The following is a 13,795-nucleotide window of genomic DNA, read 5'->3' as shown; positions in this document are numbered from 1 at the left end:
GCGGCGGTCGTCGCGCTGCAGAAGCTGCCGCGCGACGCGAGCCCGACGCGGATCCGCAACCGCGCCGTCGCGGACGGCCGTCCGCGCGGTTACCTGCGGAAGTTCGGGTTGTCGCGGGTCAAGATGCGGCAGGCCGCGCACCGCGGTGAGCTGCCCGGGGTCGCGAAGTCGAGCTGGTGAGCCGGATGCCGAAGCCGCACCGCGACCGTCCCGCCAAGCGCAAGGTGAACCTGCTGCGGGCCAACAAGATCGCGCAAGTCGACTGGAAGGACGTCGATCTGCTGCGGAAGTTCATCTCCGACCGCGGCAAGATCCGGGCCCGCCGGGTCACCGGATTGACGCCGCAGCAACAGAAACAGGTCGCCACGGCGATCAAGAACGCCCGCGAGATGGCCCTGCTGCCGTACCCGGCCGCGGGCCGCGCGAGCTGACAGAAGATATTCGAGTGCGCGCACGCCGGGCGGTGCGCGACCATGGGCGTTCGAAAGGGGGCGTCGCGAGAAGGATGTCCTGACAACCAGGAGGTCCGCGCTTGCACGCCCAGCTCACGGTCACGCCCGCCCGGCTGCCCGAGCTCCTGCTCACCACCGCCGTCGTGCGGCCGGTGTTCCTCTGGGGCGCGCCCGGGATCGGGAAGTCCTCGCTGGTGCGCGACTTCGCGGCGTCGCTGGGGCTCGACTGCGTTTCGCTGCTGGGCACCCAGCTCGCGCCCGAAGACCTCATCGGCGTCCCGCAGATCGCCGACGGCCGCAGCCGGTTCTGCCCGCCCGAGCGGATCGCCCGCGACGAGCCGTACTGCCTGTTCCTCGACGAGCTGAACGCCGCGGCGCCCGACGTCCAGAAGGCGTTCTACTCGCTCATCCTCGACCGCCGCATCGGTTCGTACGAGCTGCCGCCGGGCTCGGTCGTGATCGGCGCCGGCAACCGCGCCACCGACCAGGCGCTCGCCCGGCCGATGGCCTCGGCCCTGGTCAACCGCCTGGTCCACGTCCACCTGCGGGCCGCGCCGGGCGACTGGCTCGCCTGGGCCGCCGGGAACGGCATCCACCCGTGGGTGATCGAGTACCTCACCCAGCGGCCGGACCACCTGTGGAGCCCGCCCCCGAAGACCGAGGAGCCGTTCTCGACGCCGCGGTCGTGGCACATGCTCTCGGACCTGCTCCACTCCGCCGGCGACCCGGCCGACGACGAGACGGTCGCCCTGCTGGCGTACGCGACGCTCACCCCGGCACACGCCGGCGCCTTCCGCGCGTACCTCAAGGTGGCCCGGCACGCCTTCGACCTGGAGGCGATCCTCAAGGGCGACGCGCGCTGGCCCGCCGAGCCGGGCGATCGCGACCTGCTCTACTTCCTCGCCGAGACCTTCCGCGCGCGGCTGGGCAAGGACCTGCCCGCGGACAAGCGGCACGCGTCGGCGGCCGTGCGCCAGTTCGCCTTCCGCGCGAAGAGCCTGCTCGTGGAGCTGGCCGAGATCTCCCTGGAGATGGCGCAGCTGGTCATCGCCGACGACGAGGCCGGGAACCCGCGGCTGCCGTCGTGGTTCCTGGTCGAAGCGGCCCGTGACCTCCCGCGGCTGGTCGCGGCGCGCGCATGAGCAGTGCTCGCGTCGAAGCCCAGCGCCGCGAGCGCCGGAGCAAGGCGATCGAGGACGGCTGGGCCGAGGTCCGGGCGAACGCCGTCCTGGATCACCTGGCCCGCGGGGCGAGCCTGAGCAAGGAAAGCCTGACCGGCGTCGGCCGCTGGGCCGTCGTCACCGACCGCGGCCTCATCACGCCGAACCGGGCCCGCGACGCCGAACCGGGCGAGTGGGCCTGGGTGTTCGCGCACCTGCTGCTGCACCTCGGCCTCGGCCACCTCGACGACGACCGGCTGACCGAGGCGGAGGCGATCACCCCGGCCCGCGAGGTCGACCCGGTCTACGCCGCCGCGTGCTGCGTCGCCGTGCACCGGTTCGCCGAGGCGATCCACGTCGGGACACCGGTGCTGGACCTGCCCGAACTGCCCGGCACCGAGGAGCCGGCATTGACCCGTGCCTGGCGGGAGACGGGCGTACCGGCGCCGTTCACCGACCTGAGCACCGGCCGGCCGTGCCTGGCGCTCGCGGAGCCGATGTCCCGCTGGCAGCTGCAGTACCACGGGAAGCCGGAGCCGTGGACCGAGCGGTTCGCCCGCGGGCTGATCGCCTCGGCCACCGAGGCCATGGAACGGGCCGCCGACGCGCGTGGCCAGACCCGCCACCGCCGGGCGATGGGGGAGTGGGACCGCGCCCTGGCGTGGTTCGTCTCGTCGTTCCCGCTGCTCGGCGCGGTCGCCGCCGGGTTCACCCTGGTCGTCGACGCCGAGGTCGTCCGCGCCTGGGACATCGCCCTGGCCGCGGTCGACGCCGAACACGGCGAGGTCTACGTCAACCCGGCGGCCGCGCTGACCGCCGAGGAGTGGCGGTTCGTGCTCGCCCACGAGATGCTGCACGCCGCGCTGCGGCACGACCGCCGCGCGCTGGGCCGCGACCCGTACCTGTGGAACGTCGCCTGCGACTACGTGATCAACGGCTGGCTGGTCTCGATGGGCGTCGGCGAGCTGCCCCACGGCTGCCTGCACGACCAGCAGCTCACCGGGATGTCCGCGGAGTCGGTGTACGACACGCTGACCACCGACATCCGGCGGGCGCGCAAGCTGCTGACCCTGGGCTCGCGCGAGGCCGGGGACGTGCTGGGCGACTGGCTGTCCGAACCGGACGCGGCGCAGCGCCGGGCGTCGCGGCGGGCCGGGGCCAGGCCCCGGCCGTGGCGCGACGGCGACCGGGCCGGCGGGGTCGACCTCGACGAGTTCTACCGCCGGGCCCTCACCCAGGGCCTCGAGTACCACCACGCCCAGGGCCGCGGGCTGCTGCCGGCCGGGCTGGAACAGGAGATCCGGGCCCTCGACCACCCGCCGCTGCCGTGGGACGCGCAGCTCGCGCGCTGGTTCGACGAGCACGTCCGGGTGGAGCTGCCGGTGCGCAGCTACGCGCGGGCGTCCCGCCGCCAGTCGGCGACGCCGGACATCCCGCGCCCGGGCCGCGTCCGCCCGGAACGCCTCGACCGGCGCGTCACCTTCGGCGTGGTGCTGGACACCTCGGGGTCGATGAACGCCGAGCTGCTGGGCAAGGCCCTGGGCGCGATCGCGTCGTACGCGCTGGCCCGGGACGTCCCGGCGGCGCGCGTGGTGTTCTGCGACGCCGTCGCCTACGACGCCGGGTACCTCGCGGTGGAGGACATCGCGGGCCGCGTCAAGGTCCGCGGCCGCGGCGGCACGGTCCTGCAGCCCGGCGTCGACCTGCTCCAGCGGGCGGACGACTTCCCGGCCGACGGCCCGATCCTGATCATCACCGACGCGCAGTGCGACCACGTCCGGTCGCGCCGGGAGCACGCGTACCTGGTGCCGCGGGGCGCGCGGTTGCCGTTCGTGGCCCGCGGGCCGGTGTTCCGGGTGGCGTGACCCACGCTGGGCTGGCGTCCGGGTGAACCGCCAATAAACTCCCGGCCATGGACGACCCGCACTACCTTTCCGGCCTCCAGCTCGCCGGCCGCCGTGTCGTGATGATCGGCGGCGGTTCCGTGGCCCAGCGCCGCCTGCCCCGGCTGATCGGCGCGGGGGCCCGCGTCGAACTGGTGTCGCCCCACACGACGCCGTCCGTGCAGGGGATGGTGGACGCGGGCGAGCTCGTCTGGCACGAACGCCCCTACGCTTCCGGTGATCTTCGCGATGCCTGGTACGCGCTGGCCTGCACGAACGATCCCGAGGTGAACGCGGCTGTCTGCGCCGAGGCCGAGCGGGAGCGGGTGTTCTGCGTCCGCGCCGACGAGGGCGAGTCGGGTTCCGCGGTGACGCCCGCGTCGGGGCGGCACGGCGGCCTGCTGTTCGGCGTGCTCTCCGGCGGCGAGCCGCTGCGCTCGGCCGCGGTGCGCGACTCGATGCTCGACGGCCTGCACAACGGCACGATCGAGGACGGCCGCCAGCCGCACCCCGAGGGCACGCTGCCCGGGGTGGCCCTGGTCGGCGGCGGCCCGGGCGACCCGGAGCTGATCACGGTCCGCGGCCGGCGCCTGCTGTCGCGCGCGGACGTCGTCGTGGTGGACCGGCTGGCCCCCCGCGAGCTGCTCGACGAACTCGCGCCGGAGGTGGAGATCGTCGACGCGGCGAAGATCCCGTACGGCCGCGCGGCCAGCCAGGACGTCATCAACAGCACGCTGATCGAGCGCGCCAAGGAGGGCAAGTTCGTCGTCCGCCTCAAGGGCGGCGACCCGTACCTGTTCGGCCGCGGCTTCGAAGAGGTGCTGGCCTGCGCCGAGGCGGGCGTCCCGGTGACGATGGTCCCGGGCATCACGAGCGCGTTCGCGGTCCCGGCGGTGGCGGACGTGCCGGTCACTCACCGCGGCGTGGCCCACGAGGTGGTGGTGGTCTCCGGCCACGTCGCCCCGGGCGACGACCGGTCCCTGGTGGACTGGGAGCTGCTGGCCCGGATGAAGGGCACGATCGTGCTGATGATGGGCGTGGAGCGGCTCCCGCAGTTCGCGAAGGCGCTGCTGGACGGCGGCCGCCCGGCGGACACCCCGGTGGCGATCATCGAGGACGGCACGATGCGCACCCAGCGCAGTCTCCGGTCCACCCTGGACACGGTGGTGACGGACGCGGCGGCGTCCGGAGTCCGCCCGCCGGCGGTGATCGTGATCGGCCCGGTGGCCGGCCTCGCCCCCCTGTCCTGAGGCAGCCCGCGCGAGCCGTGACTCGCGTGACTGAGGCCGGAACTCGCGTGACTGAAGCCGTAACTCGCGTGACTGAGGCCGTAACTCGCGAGATCCGGCCCGGATCACGCGAGTTACGTGTTCAATCACGCGAGATCCGTCTCTGATCACGGGAGATCCGGGACGGAATCCGGTGGGCGGCGGCGAGGATCGCGTCGGCGACTTCGGCTCGCGTTCTCGGGGCAGCCGCAGAAGAACGCGATCTCCCCGGCCGTCCTCGCCGCCAGTGCTTCGACCTTCGCCCGGCTGACCCGCCACCCGAAGCGGTCGAGCCAGCCCGCCGGCACCGGATCGGGCGGATCGGTGACGACCTGTCCGCTCGTCCGGTCCGCCCAGTGGTGGTAGCCCTCCCCGTCCGCGTCGACCGCGAGCTCGCCCCGGGCTTTCAGGAGCGCGCAGACCGCCGACTTGCCGGCCCCGGCGTTGCCGGTCACCCACACCAAAGGCATGGGCGAAGCATTTCAGTCCTCGTAGCAGCTCGCCGCGAAATCGCGGATCGCGTCCGAGAGCCGGGTCGGGTCGAGCCGGAGCTCGACCGGGCTGCGGGCCTGGACGAACTCCGCGTCCGGCATGTCGACCGCCAGCGAGTCCGCGTCACCGAACGGGTGGATCGGGTCGCCCTGGTGGCCGATCACCAGCGCGCGCGTGGTGATCTTGCGGCGGACCGATTTCGGCGGCGCGATCCGGCCGAACAGCACCCCGTGCAGCAGGGCCGCCATCGGGGCCGGGCGCTGGGACAGCGTGTCGGTGACGACGTCGACCCACTGGTTGCCGTGCGGGACCACCGACGCCGCCAGTGCCACCGCCTGCACCGTGAACGGCAGGAACCGGGCCGCCATCAGCAGCGGCGCGAACGTGACCAGCCCGGCGACGATCGCGTTGTCCAGCACCGGCATCTCGACGATCAGCCCCCGCGCCCGCGACGGGTCCCGCACCGCCACTTCCAGCGAGACGTTCGCCCCCAGCGACGTCCCGCCGATCACGGCGGACGACACCTCGAGGTGGTCCAGCAGGGCCAGGGTCTGCTCGGCGAACGAGGGCATCGAGTACAGCCACGACTCGGTCGGCCGGTCGGAGTCGCCGTGGCCGAGCAGGTCGAGGGTGATCACCCGGAAGCCCGCGCGGGCCAGCCGGCGCGCGAGGGGCGCGTGCATCCGGCGAGTCAGCATGATGCCGTGGGTGAGGACGACGACCTTGTCGCCGCTGCCGAACTCGGTGTACCAGAGCCGGTGTCCCTCGTGGTCGAACGAGCCGGTCAGCTCGATCGGGCGGGAGGCCCGCCGGACGGGGGCGGCAGGCGGTTCGGGGTCGATCGCGGTCGCGCTGGCCGGGCTCATGTCCCACCGTCCTCCCCGGTCGTGGTGTGAGTCTCTTTCAGGAAAGCATCCCCCGACCAGGTTGGCACAGTGACGTCGGGAATCAATTGACAAGGTGCCAATGGCGGGTCCGCGCGGGCATGGGTCAAGATGACCCCATGACCGCTACTGCTGACAGTCTGCCCGACCTCGTGTCCCTCAAGGTCGACGTGGACGGCCCTGTGGCCGAAGTGACGCTCCTCGGCCCGTCCAAAGGCAACGCGATGGGCCCGGACTTCTGGCGCGAGCTGCCCCTGGTGTTCCGCGCGCTCGACGCCGACCCGCAGGTCAGGGCCGTGGTGCTGACCGGCAGCGGCAAGCACTTCTCCTACGGTCTCGACCTGCCCGCGATGATGGGCGACTGGGCGCCGATGCTGGGCGGGGACAGCCTGGCCGGCCCGCGGACGGCGTTCCTCGACCAGGTCCGGTCGCTGCAGGCGGCGGTCAGCTCGATCGCGGAATGCCGCAAACCGGTCGTCGCGGCCGTGTCCGGCTGGTGCATCGGCGGCGGGGTCGACGTCATCGCGGCGGCCGACGTCCGGCTGGCCGGCGCCGACGCCAAGTTCAGCGTCCGCGAAGTCCGGGTCGCCATCGTCGCCGACCTCGGCAGCCTGCAGCGGCTCGCCTCCATCATCGGCGAGGGGCACCTGCGGGAGCTCGCCCTCACCGGCAAGGACGTCGACGCCGCCCGTGCCGAGAAGATCGGCCTGGTCAACGATGTGTACGAGAACCAGGAAGCCCTGCTGAAAGCCGCGCGCGAACTCGCCGGCGAGATCGCTGCGAACCCGCCGCTGGTGGTGCAGGGTACGAAGCAGGTACTGGCGGCGAACACCGAGCGCCAGGTCGCCGACGGCCTCCGGTACGTCGCCGCCTGGAACTCGGCGTTCCTGCCCAGCAAGGACCTCGGCGAGGCGGTCCAGGCCTTCATGGAGCGCCGCCCGCCCGAGTTCAAGGGCGAATGACGGAGGAGGGCAGCGTGACCGCTTCGGAAGTCCACCACGCGTTCCGCGTCGCGCGGGACTACCTGCAGACCCACCGCGAGGACTACGACACGGCGTACCGCGATTTCGCCTGGCCGGAGTTCGACGAGTTCAACTGGGCGATCGACTGGTTCGACGTCGTCGCGCACGACCCGGACAACGCCGAGCGGGACGCGCTGTGGATCGTCGAGGAGGACGGCCGCGAGAACCGCTGGACGTACCCGGAGCTGTCGGGGCGGTCCAACCAGGTCGCCAACTGGCTGCGCGGCCTCGGCGTCCGCCGCGGCGACCGGCTGATCCTGATGCTGGGCAACCAGGGCGAGCTGTGGGAGACGATCCTCGCGGCCATCAAGCTCGGCGCCGTGATCATCCCGGCGTCGACGCTGCTGGGCCCGGCCGACCTGACCGACCGCGTCGAGCGCGGCGCGGCCAAGCACGTCGTGGTCCGCTCGGTGGACGCGCCGAAGTTCGACGGCGTCGAGGGCGGCTACACGCGGATCGCGGTGGGGGAGCCGGTCGAGGGCTGGCAGCCGTACTCGGCCGCGTTCGCCGAGTCGCCCGAGTACGCCCCGGACGGCCCGACGAAAGCCGCCGACCCGCTGCTGCTCTACTTCACCTCCGGCACGACCGCGAAGCCGAAGCTGGTGCAGCACACGCACGTCTCGTACCCGGTGGGCCACCTGTCCACGATGTACTGGATCGGGCTGGAGCCCGGCGACGTCCACTTGAACATCTCCTCGCCGGGCTGGGCGAAACACGCGTGGAGCAACTTCTTCGCGCCGTTCAACGCCGAGGCGACGGTGTTCCTCTACAACTACAGCCGGTTCGACGCGGGCGCCTTGCTGGCGCTGATGGACCGCTGCGGCGTGACGAGCTTCTGCGCGCCGCCGACCGTGTGGCGGATGCTCATCCAGGCCGACCTGACGGCGCTGAAGACACCGCCGAAGAAGGTCGTCGGGGCGGGGGAGCCGCTCAACCCCGAGGTGATCGAGCAGGTCCGGAAGTCGTGGGGCGTCACCATCCGCGACGGCTTCGGCCAGACCGAAAGCAGCGTCCAGATCGCGAACACGCCGGGCCAGGACGTCGTGCCCGGCTCGATGGGGCGCCCGCTGCCCGGCTTCGTGGTCGCGCTGGTCGACCCGGTCAGCGGCGAGCGCGCCACGGAGGGCGAGATCTGCCTGGACCTCGCCCACCGCCCGGTCGGCCTGATGACCGGCTACGCGGACGACGACGAACGCACGTCGGCCGCGTTCGCCGGCGGCTTCTACCACACCGGTGACGTCGGTTCGATCGACGAACGGGGCTACCTCACCTACGTCGGGCGCACCGACGACGTGTTCAAGGCGTCGGACTACCGCATTTCGCCGTTCGAGCTGGAGAGCGTCCTCATCGAGCACGAGGCGGTGGCCGAGGCGGCGGTCGTCCCGGCCCCCGACCCGATCCGGCTGGCGGTGCCCAAGGCGTACGTCGTGCTGGCGGCGGGCTTCGAACCGGACGCCGAGACGGCGCGGTCGATCTTGGCGTACTGCCGCGAGCACCTGGCGCCGTACAAGCGGATCCGGCGGCTCGAGTTCGCGGAGCTGCCGAAGACGATCTCGGGCAAGATCCGCCGCGTCGAGCTGCGGGGCCGCGAGAGCGACCCGAAGCGGCCGGAGGGCACGGAGTACCGCGAGGAGGACTTCCCCGACCTCAAGTCCTGACGGCTCAGCTGCGGGTGCCCTCGACCTGGCGGCCGTCCTCGGTCGAGCACGCCGTCACCGGGTCGTTCGGGCCGCTGCCGCACGTCCACTCGTCGAGGACGATCGGGCCCGGGCCGTCGGCGTCGTTCGCCTCGGCCGGGGTCAGCTTCGCGAAGTAGTCCTTCAGCAGCTTCGCCGCCGCGGTGCAGTCGACCTTGCCGTGCGCGACGACCGCCGTCTTCGCGCCGCCCGTACCGGTGACGTCGCCGCACGGCACGCCGGGGGCCGTCGACCCCGCCGCCGCGGCCGCGGCGGGCACGGGCGCCTCCGAAGAAGGCGCGGCGGGCGCCGGGTCACTGCCGCAGCCGGCCAGCGTGACGGCCGCGGCGACGAGCAGCAGGGGGTACGCGAGTGTCTTCATGGACCCTTCAGGAGCGTGAGGAGGAACGGAGTCATTCGGACGGCACGACGGCGGCGAAGACCGTCTGCTCGCCCTTGGTGCAGGTGGTGCCGCCCTGGGCGGCGGGCGGCCCCGACGTGCACAGCCAGCCGTCGACGGTCTCGTTCACCGCGTCGTTCGAGCCGGCGCCCTGGCGCCCGGCGATCTTGCGGTGGAAGTCGCCGACCAGCTTCGTCGCCGAGACGCAGCTGACCCCGGCGGACCCGCTGTCGAAGACGTAGAGGGTGAGCCCGCTGGCGGCGTTGACGGTGCCGCACGACCCGGGCACCGACGGCGGCGGCCCGGACGGCTTGGTCGCCGGGGCGGGCGCGGGCTCGCTGCCGCCGGGGGACGGTGGCGGCGGCGGGGTGCCGGCCGACGTCGGCACGGACGAGGAGGCGGCGGCGGACGGCGGGGCCGGGGGAGCCTGCGCGGCGGGGTCGCCGGAACAGGCGGCGAGCGCGGGCAGGGCGAGGCAGGCCACGAGCCACGTCCTCGTGGTGGTCGGGTGGGGCACCGCGATCCTTCCTCCCCGGCCGGCTGGTGCGGTCGTCCTGGGCCCGGTGGAGCGACGCGCCCACGGGTGTGCCGGAGATTACAACAGCGGGTCGGCGGGCGGGTCCGGTGGCCTCCCGAATGGTGTCCACAATGGACGATTAACATTCCGTTCACGCTCCGAAACCTCCCGCTGTCATCAAGAATCGATCGGTCTAATTCGCGCCGCGACGGTTAACAATCCGGCCGCGCGCGCCGAAGATCTTGGTGGAGGCCGAAGGGCTTCCCCGTCCCGAATCCCCGTCCCGAACCCGTGAGAGCGATGAACGCCGACGCTGTGACCAGCACCGAAGACCCGTCCAGTCCGCCGACCGTCCCGAGCACCGTGGTCTGGTGCTGCGGCCGCCCGTACGTCCTCGAGGGCCGAGCCGGCCGCGCCCGCTGGATGGGCACCGACTACCGAGGCCGCCCGGAGTCGCTGACCAGCGCCGAGCTGCAGCGACGCGGGTGGAGCCACCGCCGCCGCGCGAGCTGACCCGGACCGGGCCGGGCTGCGGGGGCGGCCCGGCTTCGCGCCCGACCTGCGCCGGAGCGCCTCGGGGCCGGCCACCGGACGATCGGGGGCCCGGCCGGGCGCCGCGCCGTCTCCTCGAGCCCGGCGGGCAGCGGGTACGAGCCGGAGGGGCCGCCGGCCGCAGAGGCGCCCGCGCCACGCCGGGCCGCCGCATCGAGTGGTGCGCACCCGCCGCCGATCCGCCGTCCGCGAGCCGGGATGCCCCCGCCGGCCGGCACGCTCCCGTGCCGCACCACCGGGCGGCCCGGGCCCGTGCCGCTGTTTAATGGCCCGGTGAGCACAGCCGCCCCCGAACCCGCCGCTCAGGCGGATGCCGAGCCGTCTTTGCTGCGGCAGGCCCTGAACGTCCCCAACATCCTCTCCCTGCTGCGGCTGGCCGGGGTGCCCGTCTTCCTCTGGCTGCTGCTCGGCCCGGAAGAAGACGGCTGGGCGCTCGCCCTGCTCGTCTTCAGCGCCCTGACCGACTGGCTCGACGGCAAGCTCGCCCGCTGGCTCAACCAGATGTCCCGGCTCGGGCAGCTGCTCGACCCCGCCGCCGACCGGCTCTACATCCTCGCCACCCTCGTCGCCTTCCTCGTGCGCAACATCATTCCGTGGTGGGTCGTCGTCCCGCTGGTCCTGCGGGAGGCCGTGCTCGGGGTCTGCGTCGTCACCCTGCGCCGCCGCGGCTTCGCGCCGCCGGAGGTCACCTACATCGGGAAGGGCGCCACCTTCGTCCTGATGTACGCCTTCCCGTTCCTGCTGCTCGCGCAGGGCGGCTCGGACGTCGCCGCGGTCGCGCGGCCGATCGGCTACGCCTTCACCATCTGGGGCGCCGTCCTCTACGTCTGGTCCGGCGTGCTCTACGTCGTGCAGGCGCGCAACGCCCTGCGCGACGCCGGAGCGGAATGAGCTTTCCCCGGGTCGTGGCGGGCGGCTGCGCCGTGTGGGTGTAAGACTTCGCCCAACACTTTTCGCCAGTGAGGGCATGAAAGGGGACCGGCGGTGTCCGCTCCTGAAGAGCTTCGCTACACCGAGGAACACGAGTGGGTCGCCACCCGCGGCGAGGACACCCTCGTGCGCGTCGGCATCACCGAGTACGCGCAGGACCAGCTCGGCGACGTCGTGTTCGTCGACCTGCCCGACGTCGGCAGGCAGGTGAGCGCGGGCGACGTCTTCGGCGAGGTCGAGTCGACCAAGAGCGTCTCCGAGCTGTTCGCGCCGGTCGACGGGGAGGTCGTCGCGGTCAACGACGCCGTCGCCGACTCGCCCGAGCTGATCAACAGCGACCCCTACGGCGAGGGCTGGCTGATCGAGATCCGGCTCGACGACCCGGCGGGCCTGGAAGCCCTGCTCGAAGCCGAGGCGTACGACGCCCTGACCAAGGGCTGAACCCCGCGCCCACCCGGTCGGACCAGCGCTGCGCCGGTTCGGGGAGCCGGGGCTCGGAGAATCGATCAGGCACGGTACGTTGGCAGCTACACGTTCTTGAGTACTGGCAACACAGCATGTGTGGAGGAGAGCTCAGGTGAGCACGAACGACGGGCCCGGCGGCGTTCCCCCGGAGCAGTCTCCGGAGCGGACCTCTGTCTTCCGGGCCGATTTCCTGGCCGAAGCCGAAGGCCGCGAGCCCGCCCCGGAAGCCCCGGTCCAGGGTGTCGACGCCCTGCCCGCGGGTTCTGCCCTGCTGGTCGTGAAGCGCGGGCCGAACGCGGGTTCGCGGTTCCTGCTCGACCGCGACACCACCAGCGCCGGGCGGCACCCGGACAGCGACATCTTCCTCGACGACGTCACCGTCTCCCGCCGGCACGCCGAATTCCGGCGTGAAGGCGGCGAGTTCGTCGTCATCGACGTCGGCAGCCTCAACGGCACCTACGTCAACCGCGAGCCGGTCGACCAGGCGGTGCTCGCCGGCGGCGACGAGGTGCAGATCGGGAAGTTCCGCCTGGTCTTCCTGACCGGCCCGGGGCTGTCCGGCGAGGGGGCGCAGTGACGGCGGCCGGGCGGCCACAGAACCACGGATTGAGCATCGGGGCGGTCCTCGCGCAGCTGCGCGGCGACTTCCCCGATGTCACCATCTCCAAGATCCGGTTCCTCGAAGCGGAGGGCCTGGTCCAGCCGGGCCGGACGCCGTCGGGTTACCGGCAGTTCGCCGCGGCGGACGTGGAGCGACTGAGGTTCGTCCTGGCCGCCCAGCGGGACCACTACCTCCCGTTGAAGGTCATCAAGGAACAGCTGGACGCGGCGGACTCGGGGGCCGGGCCCACCGCGGCCCTGCCCCGCCCGCCGCGCCGGCTGGTGCCGATCGACGCACCGGCGGAGAACGTCGGCCTGCCGGTGGCGGACGACTTCACCGCGGGCAAGGAGCTGCGCCTGACCCAGGAGGAGCTCCTGGAGGAGGCCGGCATCGACGCGCCGGCACTGGCCGAGCTGCAGCAGTACGGCCTGGTCCGGCCCGGTCCCGCCGGGTTCTTCGACCCGGACGCGGTGCTGGTCGCGCGGACGGTCAAGGCGATGACCGAATTCGGGATCGAGCCGAGACACCTGCGTGCCTTCCGCGCCGCGGCCGACCGCGAGGTCGGGCTGCTGGAGCAGATCGTGACGCCGGTGTACCGGCACCGCGACCCGGAGGCCAAGGCCCGGGCCGACGAGGTGGTGCGGGAGCTGGCGGCGCTGTCCGTGACCCTGCACACGCTCCTCGTCAAGGCCGGAATCCGCGGCGTCTCCGGGTGTTGATCGATAACGGGACAGTGAGATCCTCTTTGCGGTCCCATGTCAATGACTGAATGTTCGGCACCGCATGCCGTACCGTGAAGGCACGGGTTTGCGGCAGGCGAACCGAGAGAGTCCGGACAGCGAGCACAGCGCACGGATGACGGGTAGCGTCGGGAGTATGGGCGTGAAGCCGGTTCAGCGCTGCAGCCCGTGCGCACGAGAGGGAGGCGAAGCCCGATGAGCGAAATGCGCGTCGTCGGTGTGCGGGTCGAGCTGCCCGCGAATCAGCCGATCTTGTTGCTGCGGGAGACCGAGGGCGAACGGTACCTGCCGATCTGGATCGGCTCGGTCGAAGCCACTGCCATCGCCTTGGAGCAGCAGGGGGTCCGCCCCGCCCGCCCGCTCACGCATGACCTGCTGAAAGAGGTCATCGGAGCGCTCGGCCGGGAGCTGGAGCAGGTCGTCATCACCGACCTGAAGGAGGGCACGTTCTTCGCGGAGCTCGTGTTCGACGGCGACATCCGGGTGTCCGCCCGGCCGAGCGACTCGGTCGCGCTGGCCCTGCGGATCGGCGTCCCCATCCACGCCGTGGATTCGGTGCTGGAGGAAGCCGGCCTCATCATCCCGGACGAGCAGGAAGACGAAGTCGAGAAGTTCCGCGAGTTCCTCGACTCCGTGTCGCCCGAAGACTTCCGGGGAGCCGATACCTGAGGGCGCTCGGAGCTTGGGTGAGGTGTGCTCGCGGAAAGCGCTCGCCCTGAGCTCCTCGCCGTGTCTTCTGGGGGTGCAACCCCC

Annotated in this window: 17 protein-coding genes; 13 read left to right on the top strand and 4 right to left on the bottom strand. The window is 72.5% G+C overall.

From position 1 onward, the window contains the following. From rpsN to cobA, 5 genes are all read left to right on the top strand, one after another. Nucleotides 1-180 (top strand): 30S ribosomal protein S14 (gene rpsN / locus ACFVYA_RS41095; protein WP_387052883.1); only part of this gene is annotated, 180 nt, incomplete at its 5' end. Continuing rightward, a complete protein-coding gene (gene rpsR / locus ACFVYA_RS41090; RefSeq protein ID WP_285992149.1) occupies nt 177-431 on the top strand; it encodes a 30S ribosomal protein S18 in 255 nt (84 codons plus the stop codon). The genes rpsN and rpsR, both read left to right, overlap by 4 nt. A 101-nt stretch (nt 432-532) precedes the next feature. Beyond that, nucleotides 533-1,594, top strand: a complete 1,062-nt coding sequence (locus tag ACFVYA_RS41085) for an AAA family ATPase (protein ID WP_387052881.1) — start codon at nt 533-535, stop codon at nt 1,592-1,594. Then, nucleotides 1,591-3,477: a hypothetical protein gene (locus tag ACFVYA_RS41080; protein ID WP_387052879.1), complete on the top strand. Its 1,887-nt coding sequence runs from the start codon at nt 1,591-1,593 to the stop codon at nt 3,475-3,477. Before ACFVYA_RS41085 ends, ACFVYA_RS41080 begins: the two co-directional genes overlap by 4 nt. Nucleotides 3,478-3,524: 47 nt before the next feature. After that, complete coding sequence (gene cobA, locus ACFVYA_RS41075; RefSeq protein WP_387052877.1) at nt 3,525-4,745, top strand: uroporphyrinogen-III C-methyltransferase; 1,221 nt, start codon at nt 3,525-3,527, stop codon at nt 4,743-4,745. 146 nt (nt 4,746-4,891) lie between these two features. Here the strand turns inward: cobA and ACFVYA_RS41070 are convergent, their stop codons facing one another. Beyond that, complete coding sequence (locus ACFVYA_RS41070; protein WP_387052875.1) at nt 4,892-5,233, bottom strand: hypothetical protein; 342 nt, start codon at nt 5,231-5,233, stop codon at nt 4,892-4,894. 12 nt (nt 5,234-5,245) lie between these two features. Then, nucleotides 5,246-6,121: an alpha/beta fold hydrolase gene (locus ACFVYA_RS41065; RefSeq protein ID WP_285992144.1), complete on the bottom strand. Its 876-nt coding sequence runs from the start codon at nt 6,119-6,121 to the stop codon at nt 5,246-5,248. Between the two features lie 137 nt (nt 6,122-6,258). Between ACFVYA_RS41065 and ACFVYA_RS41060 the strand changes: the two genes are divergently transcribed. Both ACFVYA_RS41060 and ACFVYA_RS41055 read left to right on the top strand, forming a co-directional pair. Continuing rightward, nucleotides 6,259-7,101: a crotonase/enoyl-CoA hydratase family protein gene (locus tag ACFVYA_RS41060; RefSeq protein WP_285992143.1), complete on the top strand. Its 843-nt coding sequence runs from the start codon at nt 6,259-6,261 to the stop codon at nt 7,099-7,101. 14 nt (nt 7,102-7,115) lie between these two features. Beyond that, the gene (locus ACFVYA_RS41055) at nt 7,116-8,819 is read left to right on the top strand and encodes an AMP-binding protein (protein ID WP_387052872.1); all 1,704 of its coding nucleotides are present in this window, start codon (nt 7,116-7,118) and stop codon (nt 8,817-8,819) included. Nucleotides 8,820-8,823: 4 nt separating this feature from the next. Here ACFVYA_RS41055 and ACFVYA_RS41050 read toward each other — a convergent pair whose 3' ends face one another. Further along, nucleotides 8,824-9,219: a hypothetical protein gene (locus tag ACFVYA_RS41050; RefSeq protein ID WP_387052870.1), complete on the bottom strand. Its 396-nt coding sequence runs from the start codon at nt 9,217-9,219 to the stop codon at nt 8,824-8,826. 31 nt (nt 9,220-9,250) lie between these two features. After that, complete coding sequence (locus ACFVYA_RS41045; protein WP_387052868.1) at nt 9,251-9,754, bottom strand: hypothetical protein; 504 nt, start codon at nt 9,752-9,754, stop codon at nt 9,251-9,253. A gap of 300 nt (nt 9,755-10,054) precedes the next feature. Between ACFVYA_RS41045 and ACFVYA_RS41040 the strand changes: the two genes are divergently transcribed. The 6 genes from ACFVYA_RS41040 to ACFVYA_RS41015 all read left to right on the top strand — a co-directional run bounded on the left by ACFVYA_RS41040 (nt 10,055) and on the right by ACFVYA_RS41015 (nt 13,711). Continuing rightward, nucleotides 10,055-10,267: a hypothetical protein gene (locus ACFVYA_RS41040; protein WP_013226821.1), complete on the top strand. Its 213-nt coding sequence runs from the start codon at nt 10,055-10,057 to the stop codon at nt 10,265-10,267. 312 nt (nt 10,268-10,579) lie between these two features. Then, a complete protein-coding gene (locus ACFVYA_RS41035; RefSeq protein ID WP_387052866.1) occupies nt 10,580-11,197 on the top strand; it encodes a CDP-alcohol phosphatidyltransferase family protein in 618 nt (205 codons plus the stop codon). A gap of 93 nt (nt 11,198-11,290) precedes the next feature. Continuing rightward, nucleotides 11,291-11,677, top strand: coding sequence for a glycine cleavage system protein GcvH (gene gcvH / locus ACFVYA_RS41030; protein ID WP_013226819.1), 387 nt, complete (start codon nt 11,291-11,293; stop codon nt 11,675-11,677). A gap of 136 nt (nt 11,678-11,813) precedes the next feature. Continuing rightward, on the top strand, nt 11,814-12,278 hold the full coding sequence (gene garA, locus ACFVYA_RS41025; RefSeq protein ID WP_387052863.1) for a glycogen accumulation regulator GarA: 465 nt from the start codon (nt 11,814-11,816) through the stop codon (nt 12,276-12,278). After that, nucleotides 12,275-13,021, top strand: a complete 747-nt coding sequence (locus tag ACFVYA_RS41020) for a MerR family transcriptional regulator (protein ID WP_387052861.1) — start codon at nt 12,275-12,277, stop codon at nt 13,019-13,021. The genes garA and ACFVYA_RS41020 overlap by 4 nt, the downstream gene beginning before the upstream one ends. Nucleotides 13,022-13,237: 216 nt before the next feature. Then, the gene (locus ACFVYA_RS41015) at nt 13,238-13,711 is read left to right on the top strand and encodes a bifunctional nuclease family protein (RefSeq protein ID WP_004559569.1); all 474 of its coding nucleotides are present in this window, start codon (nt 13,238-13,240) and stop codon (nt 13,709-13,711) included. Nucleotides 13,712-13,795: the final 84 nt, after the last annotated feature.

The sequence above is a fragment of the Amycolatopsis sp. NPDC058278 genome, from assembly GCF_042881395.1.
In the GTDB taxonomy this organism is placed as follows: domain Bacteria; phylum Actinomycetota; class Actinomycetes; order Mycobacteriales; family Pseudonocardiaceae; genus Amycolatopsis.
Note: the sequence above shows the minus strand (reverse complement) of the source record. Positions and strands in the feature narration are given on the sequence as shown.

Coding starts and splice junctions, on each gene's coding strand:
- ACFVYA_RS41060 (WP_285992143.1), top strand. CDS start 6,259: ATGACCGCTACTGCTGACAGTCTGCCCGACCTCGTGTCCCTCAAGGTC.
- cobA (WP_387052877.1), top strand. CDS start 3,525: ATGGACGACCCGCACTACCTTTCCGGCCTCCAGCTCGCCGGCCGCCGT.
- ACFVYA_RS41040 (WP_013226821.1), top strand. CDS start 10,055: ATGAACGCCGACGCTGTGACCAGCACCGAAGACCCGTCCAGTCCGCCG.
- ACFVYA_RS41065 (WP_285992144.1), bottom strand. CDS start 6,121: ATGAGCCCGGCCAGCGCGACCGCGATCGACCCCGAACCGCCTGCCGCC.
- ACFVYA_RS41080 (WP_387052879.1), top strand. CDS start 1,591: ATGAGCAGTGCTCGCGTCGAAGCCCAGCGCCGCGAGCGCCGGAGCAAG.
- ACFVYA_RS41050 (WP_387052870.1), bottom strand. CDS start 9,219: ATGAAGACACTCGCGTACCCCCTGCTGCTCGTCGCCGCGGCCGTCACG.
- ACFVYA_RS41015 (WP_004559569.1), top strand. CDS start 13,238: ATGAGCGAAATGCGCGTCGTCGGTGTGCGGGTCGAGCTGCCCGCGAAT.
- ACFVYA_RS41070 (WP_387052875.1), bottom strand. CDS start 5,233: ATGCCTTTGGTGTGGGTGACCGGCAACGCCGGGGCCGGCAAGTCGGCG.